The organism is Neisseria subflava (assembly GCF_024205705.1).
Lineage (GTDB): Bacteria > Pseudomonadota > Gammaproteobacteria > Burkholderiales > Neisseriaceae > Neisseria > Neisseria subflava_D.
Genome location: NZ_CP073115.1, coordinates 129,151 through 149,028, shown reverse-complemented (window position 1 = coordinate 149,028; position 19,878 = coordinate 129,151). Strand labels below are relative to the sequence as shown.

The 19,878-nt window shown below is 50.5% G+C and carries 14 protein-coding genes and 3 pseudogenes; 11 read left to right on the top strand and 6 right to left on the bottom strand.

All coding sequences use genetic code 11. The annotated features are described in order from the left end of the window. Positions 1-56: 56 nt before the first annotated feature. A pseudogene (locus KCG54_RS12030) lies at positions 57-122 on the bottom strand (transposase); the annotation flags it as partial. Positions 123-166: 44 nt separating this feature from the next. Between KCG54_RS12030 and KCG54_RS00720 the strand changes: the two are divergent. After that, a pseudogene (locus KCG54_RS00720) lies at positions 167-807 on the top strand (IS1595 family transposase). 283 nt (positions 808-1,090) lie between these two features. Continuing rightward, the gene (locus tag KCG54_RS00715) at positions 1,091-2,548 is read left to right on the top strand and encodes a DUF389 domain-containing protein (protein WP_049335836.1); all 1,458 of its coding nucleotides are present in this window, start codon (positions 1,091-1,093) and stop codon (positions 2,546-2,548) included. 44 nt (positions 2,549-2,592) lie between these two features. Here KCG54_RS00715 and KCG54_RS00710 read toward each other — a convergent pair whose 3' ends face one another. From KCG54_RS00710 to ppk1, 3 genes are all read right to left on the bottom strand, one after another. Further along, positions 2,593-2,808 (bottom strand): aminotransferase class IV, encoded by a 216-nt coding sequence (locus tag KCG54_RS00710; RefSeq protein WP_254324350.1) that lies wholly within the window; start codon positions 2,806-2,808, stop codon positions 2,593-2,595. A 420-nt stretch (positions 2,809-3,228) separates the two neighbouring features. Then, the gene (locus KCG54_RS00705) at positions 3,229-5,244 is read right to left on the bottom strand and encodes a prolyl oligopeptidase family serine peptidase (RefSeq protein ID WP_254324349.1); all 2,016 of its coding nucleotides are present in this window, start codon (positions 5,242-5,244) and stop codon (positions 3,229-3,231) included. Positions 5,245-5,346: 102 nt separating this feature from the next. Further along, complete coding sequence (ppk1, locus tag KCG54_RS00700; protein WP_254324348.1) at positions 5,347-7,404, bottom strand: polyphosphate kinase 1; 2,058 nt, start codon at positions 7,402-7,404, stop codon at positions 5,347-5,349. Positions 7,405-7,612: 208 nt separating this feature from the next. Here ppk1 and fabI point away from each other — a divergent pair, with 208 nt between their 5' ends. Continuing rightward, on the top strand, positions 7,613-8,401 hold the full coding sequence (fabI, locus tag KCG54_RS00695) for an enoyl-ACP reductase FabI (protein ID WP_003748060.1): 789 nt from the start codon (positions 7,613-7,615) through the stop codon (positions 8,399-8,401). Between the two features lie 447 nt (positions 8,402-8,848). Then, positions 8,849-9,292 carry a large conductance mechanosensitive channel protein MscL gene (gene mscL, locus KCG54_RS00690; RefSeq protein ID WP_254324347.1) on the top strand — a complete coding sequence of 148 codons (444 nt, stop codon included), beginning with the start codon at positions 8,849-8,851 and terminating at the stop codon, positions 9,290-9,292. A 257-nt stretch (positions 9,293-9,549) separates the two neighbouring features. On the opposite strand, the gene KCG54_RS00685 is transcribed toward mscL, so the two are convergent. Continuing rightward, positions 9,550-12,432, bottom strand: coding sequence for an Rne/Rng family ribonuclease (locus KCG54_RS00685; protein WP_254324346.1), 2,883 nt, complete (start codon positions 12,430-12,432; stop codon positions 9,550-9,552). A gap of 514 nt (positions 12,433-12,946) precedes the next feature. Between KCG54_RS00685 and KCG54_RS00680 the strand changes: the two genes are divergently transcribed. From KCG54_RS00680 to KCG54_RS00670, 3 genes are all read left to right on the top strand, one after another. After that, the gene (locus tag KCG54_RS00680; protein ID WP_070826669.1) at positions 12,947-13,933 is read left to right on the top strand and encodes an RluA family pseudouridine synthase; all 987 of its coding nucleotides are present in this window, start codon (positions 12,947-12,949) and stop codon (positions 13,931-13,933) included. Between the two features lie 39 nt (positions 13,934-13,972). Further along, positions 13,973-14,464, top strand: coding sequence for an SHOCT domain-containing protein (locus tag KCG54_RS00675; protein WP_070826668.1), 492 nt, complete (start codon positions 13,973-13,975; stop codon positions 14,462-14,464). Between the two features lie 87 nt (positions 14,465-14,551). Continuing rightward, positions 14,552-15,202, top strand: a complete 651-nt coding sequence (locus tag KCG54_RS00670; protein ID WP_070826667.1) for an HAD-IA family hydrolase — start codon at positions 14,552-14,554, stop codon at positions 15,200-15,202. A 66-nt stretch (positions 15,203-15,268) separates the two neighbouring features. Here KCG54_RS00670 and KCG54_RS00665 read toward each other — a convergent pair whose 3' ends face one another. Further along, positions 15,269-16,075, bottom strand: coding sequence for a DNA ligase (locus KCG54_RS00665; RefSeq protein WP_070826666.1), 807 nt, complete (start codon positions 16,073-16,075; stop codon positions 15,269-15,271). 111 nt (positions 16,076-16,186) lie between these two features. Here KCG54_RS00665 and KCG54_RS00660 point away from each other — a divergent pair, with 111 nt between their 5' ends. The 4 genes and pseudogenes from KCG54_RS00660 to KCG54_RS00645 all read left to right on the top strand — a co-directional run bounded on the left by KCG54_RS00660 (position 16,187) and on the right by KCG54_RS00645 (position 19,754). Then, positions 16,187-16,825 carry an MBL fold metallo-hydrolase gene (locus KCG54_RS00660; RefSeq protein WP_004519037.1) on the top strand — a complete coding sequence of 213 codons (639 nt, stop codon included), beginning with the start codon at positions 16,187-16,189 and terminating at the stop codon, positions 16,823-16,825. Between the two features lie 459 nt (positions 16,826-17,284). Next, positions 17,285-17,800 carry an outer membrane protein assembly factor BamE gene (locus KCG54_RS00655; protein ID WP_049332857.1) on the top strand — a complete coding sequence of 172 codons (516 nt, stop codon included), beginning with the start codon at positions 17,285-17,287 and terminating at the stop codon, positions 17,798-17,800. Between the two features lie 8 nt (positions 17,801-17,808). Further along, complete coding sequence (locus tag KCG54_RS00650; protein WP_254324345.1) at positions 17,809-18,237, top strand: murein L,D-transpeptidase; 429 nt, start codon at positions 17,809-17,811, stop codon at positions 18,235-18,237. A gap of 300 nt (positions 18,238-18,537) precedes the next feature. Continuing rightward, positions 18,538-19,754 (top strand): annotated as a pseudogene (locus KCG54_RS00645) (MFS transporter). Positions 19,755-19,878 lie beyond the last annotated feature (124 nt).

Here is a 19,878-nt window from a genome sequence, read left to right as displayed (position 1 = left end):
CGGCAGCATAGATATAGTGGATTAACTTTAAACCAGTACGGCGTTGCCTCGCCTTACCGTACTATCTGTACTATCTGCGGCTTCGTCGCCTTGTCCTGATTTAAATTTAATCCACTATATTTTGATTGGGGCTGTACTAGATTAGCAGATATGTTACCCTCGAAATATGAAGATAACACACTGCAAATTAAAGAAAAAAGTACAGAAAGAACTGATCCATTTTTTTGTACTCGAAGTGACCGCCCGTTCTGCCGCCGATATTTTGGGTATCCATCCCAATTCAGCAGCACTGTTCTACCGTAAAATCCGCACGGTTATAAACTATCATTTGGCCTTGGCTGCCGATGAGGTTTTCGAGGGCCCTGTCGAGCTGGACGAAAGCTATTTCGGCGGACGGCGTAAAGGCAGACGTGGTCGCGGGCGGTAGGAAAAGTGGTTATCTTCGGCATTCTGAAACGCAACGGACGAGTCTATACCGTTGTCGTAAACAATGCCAGATCCGATACTTTGATGCCTGTTATCAAACGGAAAATTATGCCGGACAGTATTGTTTATACCGATAGTCTGAGCAGTTACGACAAGTTGGACGTGAGCGGTTTTATCCATTACCGCATCAACCATTCCAAGGAATTTGCAGACCGTCAGAACCACATTAACGGCATTGAAAATTTTTGGAATCAGGCAAAACGCGTCTTGCGAAAATACAACGGAATCGATCGCAAATCCTTCCCGCTGTTCTTGAAAGAATGCGAATTTCGATTTAATTTCGGCACACCGTCCCGGCAGCTTAAAATCCTGCAAAAATGATGTGGAATTTAGGGCTAATCTAGTACAGCCCCTTAAAAAATTTTGATGGCGGTTGCTGCTGAAAAAGTAGGAATTGGATTTGAGAGAAGGTTTTTGCATATGCTGGTTTCGTGAAGGCCTACGCAGGATCAGCGTTGTCAGCGTTTTCATGTGTATGCTAACCTTCTGCAAGGTATCTGCTTAATCATATTTGAAATCAGTATTAAAGCATAATTATCAGTATCCGAAATTCCAGTTAATTAAATATTCAGAGACAATCGTTAAGATTGATTTAAGGATGAAAATGCAAGACCAAGAAAACATTAAAAACCAAGAAGAACAAGAAAATCAGCCAAAAGAAGACAATGGTGCCATGACCAAGTTGCAAGATGTGTTCAATCTTGCGCATGACCAGGCCCATCCCGATAAAATTGATGCCGTCATCCGCGCCAATACTCGGGTGTCCGGAACCAATATGTGGGTATTGATGTTTGCCATTGCCGTGGCGAGTATCGGTCTGAATGTAAACAGCACGGCGGTAGTGATCGGCGCGATGTTGATTTCGCCGTTGATGGGGCCGATTGTCGGTATGGGTTACGGTTTGGCGGTAGGGGATACTGCGCTGATCCGTCAAGCCGTGCGCAATATTATTATATTCGTCGTCATCAGCTTGATTACCGCTACGTTGTATTTCCTGTTAACCCCGCTTAAAGAGGCGCAAAGCGAGCTTTTGGCGCGTACTCAGCCGACCCTTTGGGATGTGTTGATTGCCTTCTTCGGCGGTAGTGCGGGTATTGTGGCGCTGACTCGAAAAGAAGGAGGCAATGCCATACCGGGTGTGGCGATTGCTACCGCATTGATGCCGCCCCTGTGTACTGCGGGCTACGGACTGGCACATGGCAACTGGCACTACTTTCTCGGTGCTTCATATCTTTTTGCCATCAACTGCGTGTTCATCGCTTTTTCGACCTTGTTGTTTTCCAAGCTGCTCAAGCTGCCGCGCAGGGGGTTGGTAACGGAATCCAAACGCCGGTTGCAAAGCATCATTATTACTGCCGTCGTGTTGGCTGTGATGATTCCGAGCGGCTATATGGCATCAGGACTGGTGCGTCAGGAGATCTTCAACACCAGAGCCAATGCCGCCATTGCCACTGCGCAGCAACAGGAAGGTTTTTTCGTGCTGCGTAAGATGTTGAACCACAGAGAAAATAAAGTCGGTCTGATTGTCAATGGAACGGGCAATGCCGAGAAAATTTCCGCCTTACTGGTGAAAAGCCTTAACGCGTCGGGGGTGAAAGAGCCGAAGGTCAACGTGGTCTATGCGGGAGGGAACGATGCCAAAATCGAAGAATTGCTGGCAAGCCGAAACAACCCGGTTCAGCAGCAAAATGAGCTGAAAGAGCAGCAGGCCTATATCGATACCATACTGGCAGGCAAAGCCTCCGATATCGACGATGCAGCGGTACTCAAGGAATTAAAAGCCCAATATCCGGAAGCGGAAAAAATCGTTGTCGGACGCGGCTTGGCTTGGGATAAAGCGCAAACAACGCCTGTTTCCGAACAGTCTGAAAGCCAAAAAAACGCAGAACCGAAGACAGATACATATGACGATATCGTCGTTGTCTCTCTCGAATTGGAGCAGCCACTACCTGCCAAAGATTACGAGCGGATACAGGCGTGGTTACGCCAGCGTTATGAGGGTAAGGTAGTGAGCATATTGCAAACGCACAAGTCTCAGACAGATAAACCGTCTAACGAATAATCGCCTTCAGGCTTTATTCATTTCCGAGAAATCATTGATTGTTCCTAGTACACCAAATCCGCCTCAAACACGCCTCTCAAGGCGTTGGAGAGGCGGATTTTTTCTGCGCGTTCGAGCATGTCGCGGGTGATGTGCGTTTCGATGATGGTGTCCGCGCCCAAGTAGGTTTGCAGCTGCTGCAACACGGCTTGGCGCATGATGCCGTTGAGGATATCCAAATCCAGAGACGAGGTGAGACGGGTGTTTTTGTGCATGTTCATGTTTCAGTATTCTCCTGGAAATACTGTAAACAACGCTACTAGTTTCTACAGCACCAAGTTGATAACGTTCGCCCACACCGGCAAGGTTTTCTGCGCCAAGGACGAGTTTGAGTTTCTCAAAGTCGATTTTGTCTTCGCAAAAGACTTCGGGAAAGATTTGTTTGAGTTTTAATATATTGTTTTATTTGAAATTATTTTCTAAATCGTGTATAATTTTTCGGTTCGGTTGCCATAATTGCGTCTTCCATCAATGATCACTTACAAAGTGTCCATTTTATCGGAATATGTTGAAAGTTAAAAGAAAAGAAGGCCGTCTGAAAAACTTTAATATTCGTTTTTCAGACGGCCTTCTTTTCACTTGCCGAAACAAGAGTATTTTGTTTCTCAACTTTACAAAACGGTCAGTCCTGCTGCTTGCTTCTACCCCAAAAACTCTTTCAAAAACAGCAAGACGCAGGCGAGTTCGTCGGCGGATTCGCGTTGAGTGCCGTTGCCGGTATGGCCACCGCCGTCCGGAGCGTAGAGCCACGATTGTGCAGAGGTTTCGCGCAATTTGGCGTAGAACTTGAGCGCGTGGGCGGGATGGACGCGGTCGTCGGACAGGCTGGTGGTGATGAGCGCAGGCGGATAATTGATGCCGTCTGAAAGATTGTGATACGGCGACAATTCGCCCAACCAGCGTTTGCAGACTTCGTATTTCTGCGGATTGCCGTATTCGTCCGTCCAGCTTGAACCGGCAGACAGTAACGGATAACGGATCATGTCGGTCAGCGGCACTTCGCACACCAGCGCGCCTATGCTTTGCGGTTCGCGCACGAAGGCGGCGGCGGTAATCAGGCCGCCGTTGCTGCCGCCCTGCAAACCGATGTGTTTGGGCGAACTCATGCTGCGTTCGGACAAATCGCGCACGACTGCTAATAAATCATCAACGCTTTTGTGTTTGCTGATTCCCTGCGCCGCCTGATGCCAGCGTGGGCCGAATTCGCCGCCGCCGCGGATGTTTGCCAATACAAAGGCATTGCCCTCTTCCAGCCAATATTTACCGACGCTGCCGAGATAATGCGGCAATTCGGGAATGCCGAAACCGCCGTAGGCATAAACCAAGGTCGGCGTGTCGGGCGTGGCGTTTTTGCCGACGTGGAAATAAGGAATGCGCTCGCCGTCGGCCGAAGTCGTCCAAAACTGCTGCACGTTGATGCCGTCTGAATCGAACTGCTGCGGCTGACGGCGCATGACGGTCAGTTCCATCACGTTTAAATCCAGCGCAAACAGCGTCAGCGGCGTGGTGAAATCGCTGGCGGCAAGGTAAACCACGTCGCCGCCCCACGGCTGGTCGGTCATTTCCAGCGCACCCGAAGGCAGGCGCGGCAATTCGACTTCCTGCCATTTACCGTCGCTAAAGCGCCATGCTTTCAGACGGCCTTGTACGTTTTCCAACAGGCTCGCCACGACAAAACGCTTGGTCGTTTCCACGCTTTCCAATGCCTGCGTTTCATCGGGCGCAAACAAAAGCTGCGCCGCACCCAATTCGCCTCGGTTTAATTTTACTGCCACCAATGCGCCGCTCGGATAGCTTTGGTTCGCGCGGTTCCAGTCTTTGCGCAGTGTCAGCAAAAGATGTCCGGCCAGATAGCCGACTACGTCGCAATCGTTGGGCAGGTTTAACGGTTTCGCCTCGCCTTCAGACGACACCTGCAAATAGGTTTTGGTGTAAAAACCATCTGACGCTTCAATCAAATCAATCGGCGAACCCTGCGGATCGAGATAACGCCACGCGTTCACCATCATGCCGTCTTCGGCAATTTGATACACCGGCAGGCTTTCCTCGAAACTTTTGCCGCGTTCCACCAGCCATACTTCGCGCGGATAGCCCGATTCGGTCAACTGGCGTTCGTCCCAAGCCGGACACACCCACACGCTGTTTTCATCGCGCCACGACACATGGTTTTTGCCTGCCGGAAAGTGAAAACCGCCTTCTACCAACTCCCCTGCTTCCAAATCCACTTCCAGCGTGTACACCGTATCTCCGCCCGATTTGCTCAGTGTTAACAACGCGCGGTTGGGCTGTTCCACCAAGTGCGACACGCCGCCCAAATACACATCGTCGCCGAGCAATTCATCGAAATCCGCCACTGAAAACAGGATTTTCCACTCGGGATAGCCGGAACGGTACGTCGCCGCGGTACATACGCGGTACACGCCCTTCGGATATTCTGCGTCCTGATGGAAATGGTACATCCGCGCGCGGTGTTCCTGACAAAACGGAATCTGCCGCGTGTCCTGCAACTGCGCCAAAATGCCGTCGGACAATGCGCGCGCTTTGTCGTTTTCTAAAAAACGCGCACGCGTTTCGGCATGGGCCGCGGCGGCAAAATCTTGCGTTTCGGGAGATTCGAGGTTTTCAAAATGGAGATAGGAATCGGGGTAAGATTTCATAGGAAAAGGCCGTCTGAAAGATTGGGAAACGGAATTATAACGGCAAAATCAAAAAAGGCCGTCTGAAACCTGCGTTTCAGACGGCCTGAGACATTATTCAACTCAACGTCCGTATATTTTCCACAAACCTTCCTGCAAACCAAACGCAGGCTCGCCGTCTTGCGGCTGGGTGCGGACATAACTGCCGTCAGGCTGCATCAGCCAAGCCTGGGTATTGTCTTCCAAGGCCATTTCCAAACCTTCGCGGATCACGCGTTCTTTGAGTTCGGGCGTGGTAATCGGCGTGGCGACTTCAATGCGGCGAAAGAAGTTGCGACCCATCCAGTCGGCGCTGGAGATAAAGGTATCGTCTGCGCCGTTGTTATGGAAGCAATACACGCGCGAGTGTTCGAGTTGGCGGCCGATAATGGAGCGGACGCGGATGTTTTCGGACAAGCCTTTTACCCCCGGGCGCAAAGTACACATACCGCGCACAATCAGGTCGATTTGCACGCCTGCCGCGCTGGCCTGATACAGCGCATCAATTACGCTCGGCTCGATGAGGGAGTTCATCTTGGCGGTAATCCGTGCCGGTTTGCCTGCTTTGGCGTGTTCGGTTTCCTGCTTGATGCGGTCGATGACCATTTTGTGTAGGGTAAACGGGCTTTGATAGAGCTTGTTCAGACGGCCCGGCTTGCCCAAGCCTGTGATTTCCATAAACAACGTGTTCACATCAGCAGTAATTTGTTCGTCAGCGGTGATGATGCCGAAGTCGGTGTAAATGCGCGATGTGCCTTGGTGGTAGTTGCCGGTACCGAGGTGGGCATAACGCTTGAGCACGCCGTCTTCACGGCGGATAACCAAAGCCATTTTGGCGTGGACTTTGTAGCCGAATACGCCGTACACGACGTGCGCACCCGCCTCTTCGAGCTGTTTCGCCCAGTTGACGTTGTTGGCTTCGTCAAAACGCGCCATCAGTTCAACCACGACGGTAACTTGCTTGCCCGCCAGTGCAGCCTTCATCAATGCGCGTACAAGCTCGGAATTGCTACCGGTGCGGTAGATGGTCATTTTGACGGCCAATACATCTGGATCGGCTGCAGCCTCGCGTATCATTTGGACAACCGGATCGAAAGACTGATACGGGTGGTGCAGCAAGATAGGCGACTGTTTAACCAGTTTGAATACGGAGCCGTTTTTGCGCAAGGCTTTCAGACGGCCTGCATTGCGCGGCGGAAACTTCAAATCCGGCCTGTCCACCAAATCGGGGACGGCATTGAGGCGCACCAAATTGACCGGCCCTTTGACCTGATACAGCTCGGCAGAAGTCAGTTTGAACTGGGCAAGCAGGAAGTCGTGAATATGCGCCGGACAAGTATCCGCCACTTCCAAGCGCACGCCGTCGCCGTATTCGCGGTCGTGCAACTCGTTTTGAATCGCGGCACGCAGGTTTTTCAAATCTTCTTCATCAACCGTCAAATCGCTGTCGCGCGTGAGGCGGAACTGATGGCAGTCTTTAACCTTCATGCCGGGAAAGAGTTTGCCGACATGGGCGTGCAAAATCGAAGACAAGAACACAAAGCCTGCATCACCGCCGCAAATTTCAGACGGCATGGGGACGACGCGCGGTAAAATGCGCGGAGCCTGTACAATCGCCATTCCTGACGGACGGCCGAACGCATCCGTGCCTTCGAGTTCGACGGCGAAGTTGAGCGATTTGTTTAACGGGCGAGGAAACGGGTGTGACGGATCAAGGCCGATGGGCGTGAGAATGGGCAACAGCTCGTTGTCGAAATAGTTTTCGATCCATTTTTTCTGCGCGGCCGTCCATTTGTGGCGGCGATAGAAATGAATGCCGGCGCGGCTGAGTGCAGGCTGCAATACTTTGTTAAACAGATCGTACTGCTCGCGGATCAAGGCCTGTGCCTCTTTCGCCACCGCTTCGATGGTTTCAGCCGCGGTTTTGCCGTTGTCGAGCGGCTGATGCGGGCGCAATTTGTTTTCGCGTTTCAACCACGCCATGCGCACTTCAAAAAATTCGTCCAAATTGGAAGACACGATGCACAGGAAACGCAAACGTTCCAACAAAGGAACTTTCGTATCCTGCGCCTGAGCCAGTACACGACGGTTAAACGCCAACAGGCTGAGTTCTCGGCAAAGAATGCGGTTTTGCTCGGGCATGGTTCACTCCTGAAACATCGGTCATTAACACCATCAAGTATAACGTTTTGCTGCCGTTCCGTCAGGTTTCAGACGGCCTCCGCAGACAACCTTATCTCTATTTGAGGCAAGACAAAGGGTTATCCGTTTTTTTCTTTACCGAAACAGCGGTTTTTGCTATAATGCGCCGTTTAATGCAACCGCAATACCACTGCTAAAGGATAAGAAAATGGGCTTTTTGCAAGGCAAAAAAATTCTGATTACCGGCATGATCTCCGAGCGTTCCATCGCTTACGGCATCGCCAAAGCCTGCCGCGAACAAGGCGCGGAATTGGCATTTACTTATGTTGTCGACAAACTGGAAGAGCGCGTCCGTAAAATGGCGGCCGAACTCGGCTCCGAACTCGTGTTCCGCTGCGACGTTGCCAGCGACGACGAAATCAACCAAGTTTTCGTTGACTTGGGCAAACACTGGGACGGCTTGGACGGCTTGGTTCACTCCATCGGCTTCGCCCCTAAAGAAGCTTTGAGCGGCGACTTCCTCGACAGCATCAGCCGTGAAGCGTTCAATACCGCTCACGAAATCTCCGCATACAGCCTGCCTGCGCTGGCCAAAGCCGCCCGTCCGATGATGCAGGGCCGCAACGCCGCCATCGTTGCCCTGAGCTACTTGGGCGCCGTTCGTGCCATTCCTAACTACAACGTTATGGGCATGGCCAAAGCCAGCCTCGAAGCCGGCATCCGCTTCACTGCCGCCTGCCTGGGTAAAGAAGGCATCCGCTGCAACGGCATCTCCGCAGGCCCGATCAAAACCCTGGCTGCTTCCGGCATCGCCGATTTAAGCAAACTCTTAGGCCACGTCGCTTCCCACAACCCACTGGGCCGCAACGTGACCACCGAAGAAGTCGGCAACACCGCCGCCTTCCTCTTGTCCGACCTCGCTTCCGGCATTACCGGCGAGATTACCTACGTTGACGGCGGTTACAGCATTAACGCGCTGAATGACGAAGAGAACTAAATAGTTTTTACACAAAACGCACTTTCATCATGAAAGTGCGTTTTTTATGGCCATTACATTATGGTTTGAATGACGGCATAACCGATAAGGCCGTCTGAAATTCAAATACACGAATGAAACATAATTGTCGTACGCTTCGGCGCGTTATGTTACTAACATTACAACATTATCATTTCATCTCATTTAAAAGATGAGATAGAGCATTGATTCTAAAGATAACATTCATGTTATCTGATACTTAGCCACTAATAAAAAATGGTGTAAAAAAGTAACAGAAAAATTTCAGACGGCCTATTTTTCATACAGAAGGCATAGAAGCAGGGCATTTTTGGCATGAAATACAAAATTTAACATTATTGAATTCTTCTTAACTAATAAAGCGTTAAGATGCCTGCCGATTAATTGAATCACATCTGATTTTGACCAAACACATACAGGAGATTAATTATGTCAATCGCTTCAGAATTTAAAGAATTTGTTATGCGCGGCAATGTTATCGACCTCGCAGTCGGTATGGTTGTCGGTACAGCATTCAGCGGCATCGTCAAATCATTGGTTGACGATGTAATCATGCCTCCTATCGGTCTGTTGATCGGCGGCGTTGATTTCTCCAACCTGTTCATTACACTGAAAGACGGTGCACAAGCCGCTCCTGCAGAAGGTTACGCCAACCTGGCAGCCGCTCAAGCAGCCGGTGCCGTTACTTTGAACATCGGTCTGTTTATCAACACTGTTATCAGCTTCCTGATTATTGCCGCTGCCATCTTCTGCGTGGTTAAAGCCATCAACTCCGTGAAAAAAACCGAAGCTCCTGCTGAAGAAGCACCAGCAGAGCCTAGCGAAGAAGTTCTGTTGTTACGCGAAATCCGTGACTCTCTGAACAAAAAATAATCACAATACCTAAACATACACACACAAACCAAGGCTGTCTGAAACCATTTCAGACAGCCTTTTTTCATACCGATCTATTTATCGTCAAGCCCTTCCCATCGAAAGAATCACACTCCTCCCTTTCTCAGCAAGCTATCCTGCTTTTTTAACCATGAAGCAACGCTCATGGCAAACACAAAGAAAATGAGCAGCACAATTCCTTGCCAATAAAAAAGCCCGATGCGTTCAACATCGGGCTTTTAACTGGAAAACCAATCTTAATCTTTGCGTGTTTCCACCAAAATCATTTCGACTGCTACGTCTTCCACTTCTACTTTAGGCACATCCGAACGGCGTGTTTTAGCGACCGGTTCAGGTTGTGGCTGCGCGGCAAAAGCGGCAACAGCTTGCGGATCGGTTTCAACGAAGATCAAATCGCCCAAGCTCTCAGGCACAACGATTGCAACAGGCGCTGCTTGAGCTACGGCTTCAGCTGGTGTGGCAACAGTTTCGTCTGGTACTTCAACCGGTGCAACAGTAGCCGTTTCATTCGGAGACAATACTGCAGAAATGGCTTCTTTGACGTTGCTGACTGCAGAAGCAAGCAGGGCTTGTTCGGCATCTACGCCTTCAGTTTGCGCTACGGCAGGCTCGTCTTCGCTTTCAATCGCAAATACGAATGGCTCTGCGCTGGTCACTTCAGGCTCGGATACTACAATCACCAGTGGCTCGGCATGATCATCTTCCTGCGGCAAAGGTACATTTTCAGCTTCAACCGTTTCGTTCAAACCTAAAACATGCGCTACAGCAAAGAGGACTTTGTCGGCGGTGTCGGTAATGTTCAGGTATTGCTCGATTTTTGCTGAAGACGGAATATTGCGTTTTTTGCTGTTGGAACGGCGGTCGTTGCGATTGTTGCGCTGACGGTTGTTGCAGTCTCGTCCTTGACGGCCATTGTTTTTCACGCCCTCTTCGTTGCGGGCGTTGTCGTCCGCTTCGACTTGCGCCTGTTTGCCATCGGCTTGAACGTTCACGTCCTCAACACGGTTTTCCGCAGATTGATTACGGTTGCGCTCGTTGCGACTGTTGTTGCGGCGGCGTTTATTGCCGTTTTGTTCCGCTTGGTTTTCAGACGGCATCTCAGCCAGTGCAGCCACTTCTTGAACGTTTACGTCCTCAACCACTTCCTCAACACGGTTGCGCTCATTGTTGCGATCATCGCGGCGGTTGTTACGGTTGCGGTTGCGGCGGGTGTCTTTACGCTCGTCGTTGCGGCTTTCGTTTGATTTGTTTTCTTCAAACTTGCTGTCGGCAGCTTCGGCATTCACTTCGCGCACTTCGACTTTACTGCCGTCATGTTTGTTGTTGCGGCGTGGATTTTGACGGCGGCTGTTTGAACGGCGGTTGCTGTTTTGGTTGCGGTTGTTTGCCGTACGTTTTTCAACAGGCTCTTGAGCAACTGCGGCAGGTGCAGGCTCGCCGCCGAAAATGCGTTTCAACCAAGCTTTGAAGCTGTCCCACCAAGAGGCTTTTTTCTCAGGGGCGACAGTCGGTGCAGGCTGGGTATGGCGTACGCCTTTGACAGCTGGCTCAGGACGGGAAGCTTTGGCTTTTTCGCTGCCGAAAGGTTTGGCGGATTCGTCTTCTTCCGGCTCGGCGACGCGTTTGTAGCTCGGTTCGCCGTCTTCTTCTACGTCATCAATGCGGATGCGGTTGATTTCGTAGTGCGGATTTTCCAAGTGGATGTTTGGAATCAGGACGACGTTGACATCCAAACGCTCTTCCATCGCAAACAGCTCGGCGCGTTTTTCGTTCAACAGGAAGGTGGCAACATCGACAGGCACTTGTGCGTGTACTTCGCCGGTGTTGTCTTTCATCGCTTCTTCTTGAATAATGCGCAAAACGTGCAGGGCGGTGGATTCGATGCCGCGGATAACGCCGGTACCGGCACAGCGCGGACACGCAACATGGCTGCTTTCGCCCAGAGCCGGTTTCAAACGTTGACGGCTCAATTCCAAAAGGCCGAAACGCGAAAGTTTGCCCATTTGCACGCGTGCGCGGTCTTTTTTGAGCGCGTCGCGCAGGACGTTTTCAACATCGCGTTGGTGTTTCGGATTTTCCATGTCGATGAAGTCGATGACGACCAAACCGCCCAAGTCGCGCAGGCGCATTTGACGGGCGACCTCTTCGGCGGCTTCCATATTGGTTTTGAACGCGGTGTCTTCAATGTCAGAGCCGCGTGTGGCACGCGCAGAGTTGACGTCGATGGAAACCAGGGCTTCGGTGTGGTCGATCACAATCGCGCCGCCGGAAGGCAGGCTGACGCTGCGTGAGAACGCACTTTCGATTTGGTGTTCGATTTGGAAACGGGAGAACAGCGGCGTGTGGTCTTGATAGAGTTTCAGACGGCCTACATTGCTCGGCATGACATAGCTCATGAACTCGGCAACTTGGTCATAAACTTCTTGATTATCCACCAGAATCTCGCCGATGTCGGGACGGAAATAGTCGCGAATCGCACGAATCAGCAACGAGCTTTCCATAAAGAGCAGGTAAGGATCGTGGTGTGCTTTGCCTGCTTCTTCAATGGCTTGCCAGAGTTGTTTGAGGTAGTTCAAGTCCCATTCCAACTCTTCCGCGCTGCGGCCGATGCCGGCAGTACGGGCAATGATGCTCATGCCGTTTGGAATATCGAGTTCGGCCATAGCGGCTTTCAACTCTTGGCGCTCTTCGCCTTCGATACGGCGGGATACGCCGCCGCCGCGCGGGTTGTTCGGCATCAATACCAAATAGCGGCCGGCCAGGCTGATGAAAGTGGTCAGCGCCGCGCCTTTGTTGCCGCGCTCGTCTTTTTCGACTTGGACGATGACTTCCATGCCCTCTTTGAGCACGTCCTGAATACGCGCTCTGCCGCCTTCGTAGTCGCGGAAATATGAACGCGATACTTCCTTAAACGGCAAAAAGCCGTGGCGGTCGGTTCCGTAATCGACGAAACACGCTTCCAGCGACGGCTCAATGCGGGTAATGATACCTTTGTAGATATTGCCTTTACGCTGTTCTTTGCCCAGCGTTTCGATGTCCAAGTCCAAAAGGTTTTGGCCATCGACAATGGCAACGCGCAGCTCTTCGGCCTGCGTTGCGTTGAATAACATTCTTTTCATAGTCACCTCGTGAACAGCGGCCGTTTGATTTGTGAATATCTTTTTCAGACGGCCTGTCTGTCCGGTTGGCACTCTTCAAAGGCAAGATGGGAAAATCCCCGTGTAACCAGTATTTGATTTGAAATCCGCAAGGTTGCATGCTTGAACTCAAGCCATGTGCGGACGGATTCGGATAAAGAAGGAAATAAAGAACAATGCGGCGGAAAGGTTGATGGTTCCGCTGCCGTCCGAATGCTGATGCTTCGGACAAAATAAGGCAGCCTACATCTTCTTATTATCGTAGCGCCGGTAATTTCGGACGGTGCTGCGCGAACTGCGTCTTACGCCCGGCCGGACGGCAGGTTCAATTCAAACTTAATTACGGGATTGCGTTTGCCGGCTTTGAACAAACACAAGGAAATGCTTTGCGGAGTGCGTTTTTAATATAAAATCTCGTTTTAACAATAAATCCGTTTCAGACGGCCTGCGACGGCAGGTTCGGGTCCAGAAACGGACGTTTGGGATTATAGAGAAAATGCACGCAATACGCAAAGATTCAGTCAGCCTGATTGCCGTTGCCGAACACGAGGAAGGCCAACGCCTTGATAACTATCTGATAAAAATCCTCAAAGGCGTCCCGAAAAGCCATATCCACCGCATTATCCGCGCCGGCGAAGTGCGGCTGAACAAAAAACGCTGCAAACCCGACAACCGCATTCAGGCAGGCGATACCGTCCGCATTCCGCCGATACGCACCGCTGAAAAACAAAGGCCGTCTGAAAGCCAGGCCGCGCCTGCGCGCGAATTTGACATCATTTACGAAGACGATGCGCTTTTGGTCATCAACAAACCGTCCGGTGTTGCCGTCCACGGCGGCAGCGGCGTGAGCTTCGGCGTCATCGAACAAATCCGCCGCGCCCGTCCCGAAGCGCGTTATCTCGAACTCGTCCACCGCCTCGACAAAGACACCAGCGGCCTTTTGATGATTGCCAAAAAGCGCAGCGCCTTAGTGAAGCTGCACGAAGCCATCCGCAATGACCATCCGAAAAAAATCTATCTCGCACTGGGTGTCGGCAGGCTGCCGAACGACCGCTTCCACGTCAAGCTCCCCCTGTTCAAATACACCGGCGCACAAGGCGAAAAAATGGTGCGCGTCAGCGAAGACGGCCAATCCGCCCACACCATCTTCCGCGTGTTAAACCGTTTTTCAGACGGCCTTTTGCACCAAGTCGGCCTATCCGACCTGACCCTTGTCGAAGCCACCCTAAAAACCGGTCGCACCCACCAAATCCGCGTCCATCTGCAATCGCAAGACTGCCCCATTGCCGGCGACGAACGCTACGGCGACTATCAAGCCAACAAACGCCTGCAGAAACTCGGTTTGAAAAGAATGTTCCTGCACGCCTCCGAGCTGCACCTTGCCCATCCGCTGACCGGCGAAAAACTGATCCTGAAAGCCTCCCTGCCGCAAGAATTGGCGCAATTCATTGTAATGTTGGAAAATCAGGAAAAGGCCGTCTGAAATCAAATAGATTTACTTAACCCAAAATAAGGAAACGTCATGTCTAAATTTTATCTTCTATTAGCATTAATTTTAGCTGGTTGTACAACTGCATCGGGAATCCAAATCGTTGAAAAGGGCAACTCGGGTTTTGATACAGCAATCATTTACAAAGGCAAAGAAACTATTTTAGATGTTAATGAAAATAATGAACAAGAATATCGCATATTCCACCAAGGAGCATCAGGATTTACTCCTTCAACTGCTGTGAGACACAGTGCCGAAAAAAGAGCACAGGCTTTCTGCAAACAAAAAAATAAAAGTATGAAAGCAATTAGAGAAAGAGCATCTACTCCTCCTCACATCTTAGGGAATTGGCCTAGGATTGAAATTATTTTTATCTGCACAGAGACAAAACAAGTAGATATTGATAATTCAAGCAACAACAAAAAATATGATCAATTAGTAAATTTAAAGAAATTATTAGATCAAGGTATTCTTTCCGAACAAGAATTCAATCAAGAAAAAGTTAAAATATTAAGTAACCCATAGTTCTATTCGTGTATTTTGGTGAATTCAGCCACACCAAAATACACTTTTAAAATAATAAGTTATTCAAGGCCGTCTGAAAGGAAACCCATGAAACCCAAACTCATCATTTTCGACTGGGACGGCACGCTTGCCGACACCACCAACCCCATCATCCACACCTTCCAGCAAAGCTTTGCCGATTGCGGCCTACCCGTTCCCGAAGCCGACCAAATCCGCCCGCTCATCGGATACAGCCTCTCCGGCATCATCCGCCGCCTTGCCCACAACGTCAGCGAACACGTTCAGGAAACCCTGATTGAGACCTATGCCGCGCACTACCTCAATCCCAACAACCACAACATGACTCTGTTCCCCGAAGCCCTGCCCTGCCTGCAACGCTTGAAGCAACAAGGCTATTGGCTTGCCGTAGCGACCGGAAAAGGCCGCAGCGGACTGGATAGGTCCATCGAGCAAACCGGCACCCAAGCCTTCTGGCTGGAAACTGCCTGCGCTAGCGAATATCCGTCCAAACCCGCGCCCGATATGGTACTCGCCCTCTGCGACCGACTGGGTGTTGAGCCGGAAGAGGCCGTCGTCGTCGGCGACACCACCCACGACCTAGAAATGGCCGCCAATGCCAAAATCCGCGCCATCGCTGTCACCACCGGCGCACATACCGCCCAACAGCTTTCCTCCATGCCCCATGTCGCCATGCTCAACAGCTTGGCCAAATTGCCTGATGTATTGGAAACCTTATAAAAGGCTATGCAACATCTATATTGAAAGGCCGTCTGAAACCTATTTTCAGACGGCCTTTAATTTGTTTTATCGATCCGAACGCACTCTGACAAATGTTGCAAATTTCGGCGTTCCTTTTTGCGTAAAACCACGATAACGGTAAGTAATCAGCGCACCGATTTTCGGGGGATGGTCGCGGTCCTTATCCTTAAAACCGCTGCCGATACGAAACTCGCCATATTGGTTTTTGCATCCTACCGCACCCAAACGCCCGACATTGCGCCCTTTGCCCTCATAATGACGCGTTACCGTACATTCATCATCATATTCACTTTTCAGCTTCAACAGCTGCCCATTTCTACCACTTGCATAACGGGCTTCAGGTTGACGCAGCATCACCCCTTCCCCACCCAGCGCTTCAACTTGTTTCAAAAAATCCAAAGCATGCTGTTTGTCGCGCACCTTGACTTGCGGAATAACCGTAAACCGTGCCGACGGGTGTGATTTCAGCCATTTCGAAGCCGTTTCCAGCCGCTGATACAGATTGCCCTGCGCCTGCGGCACATCAAAAACATGCAAACGAATGCCGTCCCAATTTCCCGAGGCAGAACGCACCGTCGCGGAAATTTGCTCAAACCGCCCTCGTCCGCTGTACAACTCGCCATCCATCGGAAACGACGGAAAACCTGCTGTAAAACCTTTGGGCGGTGTAAACGCATAGCCCTGACGACTGATCAGCTGCCTGCCGTCCCAATACGCGCGTACGCCATCCAACTTTTCACTCATGGCCCAACCGGCAATATCTTGATTTTTATATTCCTGCGCCAACAACAAATCTGCACCAAACGCCGCAGAGATGAAAGAAGCCGCAAAAATCGGTATCATGGTTCGCATTACATTATTCATAAGACACTCTTCCAGACTTGCTTTTTATTATATATGCATAATAACAAAAGACCGTCTGAAACGCAAACAACATTAAATAAGCATTTCCCAGGAACACCCATGGCACTCCAATTTGAAATCAACGCCGTTACCCCCTTCCGTCAAAACTGCACGCTGATTTGGGATGACGAAACCAAAGAAGCCGTTTTGACCGATGTCGGCGGCGACGTACCCTATTTATTGCAACAAGTCCAAAACAAAGGCCTCAAGCTGACTGCCATTTGGCTGACCCACGGCCATCTTGACCACGCAGGCGGCGTGGTTGAACTTTTGAAAACCTGCGACGTACCCGTTCTCGGCCCGCACAAAGACGACGAATTCCTGCTCCAAGCCCTTCCGCAAACGACGGCGCAATATGGTTTCCCCGTTTCTCCGTCATTCACGCCGACACGCTGGCTGGAAGAAGGGGAAACGCTCAAGGTCGGCAATCACAGCTTCCAAGTCCTCCACATTCCCGGCCACACTCCCGGCCAAGTCGTTTTTTACAACGCCGAAAACGGTCTTTTAGTCGCAGGCGATGTTTTATTTTATGAAACCGTTGGTCGCACAGATTTTCCGCGCGGCAATCATGATGACCTCATAAACAATATCTGCGCTAAACTATTAACCCTACCCGAAACCACGCAAGTGATAGCCGGACACGGCCGCATGACCAGTATCGGGCATGAGAAAAGGTACAATCCGTTTCTGGTTCGTTAATATGAATGTTGTATAAAGCCAACATTCTGGCATACACAGATTATGCGCACAAAGGGAAACTGGCATACAATTTGCAGGGATAACACCCGAAAGATTAAGTACCTAATCTCCGACAAATGCCAAAATGAACTAAAGCACAAAGATAACAAGGTATTACGCAATACAACCTGATTTATCAAAAACCGGAAATCTCTAAACCCCAAGCCTTACTCGAAGTGAAATTGTTACAAAGTGACAATAAATGTCAGTCAGGTCGTCTGAACGGTTCTGCCGACTCAGGCGGATACAACGGAGATGAGGCGCAATGCCCTGCCGGAATGTGCCGATGTTCTGTTTGTCAAACCGTCGGGTACATCTTTAAGAAGCACAACATTATTTGGGTAAACCGGCAAACTCGCTGCCGGCACTAACAGGCCGTCTGAAAAGTTCGGCCGGTAAAATCAATAAAAGGATTATCAAATGAAAAAAATCGCAAAAGTAGGCTTCGTCCTGCTGGCTACCGGCCTGCTGGCCGCCTGTGCTACTAAGAGCAAAATCACTCCTGAAGGCACTACAGACGAGCCACGCTTCCCTAAACCTTACTCCCTGACCTTCAACAAAGACCGCGGTACATTCCCGACTTTTGACGAGCTGGATCAAATGCGTCCTGGCCTGACCAAAGACGACATCTACAAAATCCTCGGCCGTCCTCACTACGACGAAGGCATGGTTGGCGTGCGTGAATGGGACTACTTGTTCCACTTCTACACCCCAGGCGTAGGCGTTGACCCTGAAAACACTTCCGGCGTTGAAGGCATCACTACTTGCCAATACAAAGTGATCTTCGACAAAGACAAATTTGCACGCAGCTTCTTCTGGAATCCAGTATTCCCTAAAGATGCCGTATGTCCTCCTCCAGCACCTACACCTAAACAAGAGCCTCAAGTGATCATCCGCGAGATCATTAAAGAAGCTCCTAAACGCATCCGTCAATAAGGACAAATTTGAAACGGATCCTATTGGGTATAGCCTTGGCAGTAGGTCTAAATTCTTTGGCCGCTGCCGATGCTGTCAGCGACTATATCCAGCGTAAAAAAGTTGTGGTCAATACAGCTAAGGCGGAGCTTTGCTTTGCCGATGACGGTCAGTGCCATCCGGTACTGATTGGCAAGACCACTCCGAAAGGCAAATTCAATATGACGCCGATGATGACCAGCAAACCGGGTTACGGTGGCGAGGTTATCGGCTTCAAAGAAGAAAATGACTTTCTGTTTGCGTTACACAGGGTATGGACGCTCAAGCCGCAGGAAAGACGCATGGAACGCATCGCCTCCCCTCAAGTGGCCGACCGCATCATAACCAATGGTTGTATCAACGTACAAAATGATGTGTACGAAAAACTGCGTCAGTATTTCATTCTGGAAATCATCTGATGTAAGTCAGTCAAACAAAGGCCGTCTGAAACTTTTCAGACGGCCTTTCTTCTCAAACGAAAATTCAACGGCAATTTGCTTGCTCCGTCAGTACCAAACGAAGAATATTTAACCGCTTCATCCTCAATTCATCCTCAAAGCCATATCACTTTTTACCATATCCAAAGAACCAACGGTTATTTATGCCGTTTCTCGCCCAATGCTAGAATCGCGCGTTTATATATCGGCTCGCCGAGAAACCAAATAAATAATATAGTGGCAGGAATAGCTTTTATTCCCTGCCCCTTACACACAAACATCATGACTGATTCTTCTGCCAAATTACCCAATTTGTGGCTGCTGATTGCCGCTGCTGCCTCCATCCTGCTGATTACCATCGGCATGAGGATGACTTTAGGGCTTTTTGTCCTGCCCGTCGTCAACTCGACCGAATTGAGCATGACCCAGTTCAGCCTGATTATTGCCGTTTTCCAATTGATGTGGGGCATATCGCAACCCTTGTCCGGCGCGTTGGCCGACCGTTTCGGCGCGTTTAAGGTTTTAGCCGGCGGTACGGTTCTATTGATTGCCGCCTGTCTGATGGTTCCGCAAATGCCGACTTATTGGGGCTGATGCTGGGTATCGGTTTATTGTTGGCATTCGGTACGGGTTCGGGCGGATTTTCCATCATTATGGGACAGGTCACCGCCAAAACGCCGCCTCATCGGCGCGGCTTGGTTTCCGGCTTGGTCAATGCAGGCGGGTCCGCAGGGCAATTTTTGTTCGCGCCGCTGGTTCAAGGTTTAATTGCCCTGCCCCACATCGGCTGGACGGGGACATTTTACGTTTGGGCAGTCATTGCCATCTTGATTTTGCCGATTTCTTGGTGGCTGGCCGGCGGCAAACATGCTTCTCATACCGTCCATACCGACGACGGCGGCCAAACCCTGAAGCAGGCCGTCTGCAAGGCTTTCGCCAACCGCAGCTATATCTTGCTGCATTTGGGTTTCTTTACCTGCGGTTTCCACATCGCCTTTTTGGTTACCCACCTACCGACCGAAATTTCACTTTGCGGCCTCCCCACTACGGTCGCTTCGACTTCCATTGCCATTATTGGTTTGGCAAACATCGCCGGCTGTATTTTTTCAGGCTGGTGTACCGGCAGATTTTTGGGCAAATACGTCCTCTTCGGTTTATATGCTTCGCGTGTCGCCATGATATTGATTTATCTGGCCGCACCCAAAACCGATTTGAACTTCTATCTTTTCGCCGCCGGACTCGGTTTCACTTGGCTGGCAACCGTCGCCCCCACCGCCGCCATTACCGGCAAACTTTTCGGCACGCGCTACTTGGCCACCCTCTTCGGGTTGACCATGTTGAGCCACCAAATCGGCGGCTTTTTGGGTTCGTACATCGGCGGCATCGTCATCACGCGCTTCAACGATTACGGCTGGATGTGGTACGCCGACGCAGTCTTGGCAGGCGCGGCCGCCCTGTTGAATTTACTGATTCATGAACGGAAAGCGGCTGCCGCCTGATGCGGAAACCTTGACATTTCAAGGCCGTCTGAAACGTTTCAGACGTCCTTTGCCTTATTCCATTTTTTGTGTTTTATCCACAATCGATATTCCTATCCATTATTTAACACTCTCTTACAAACCC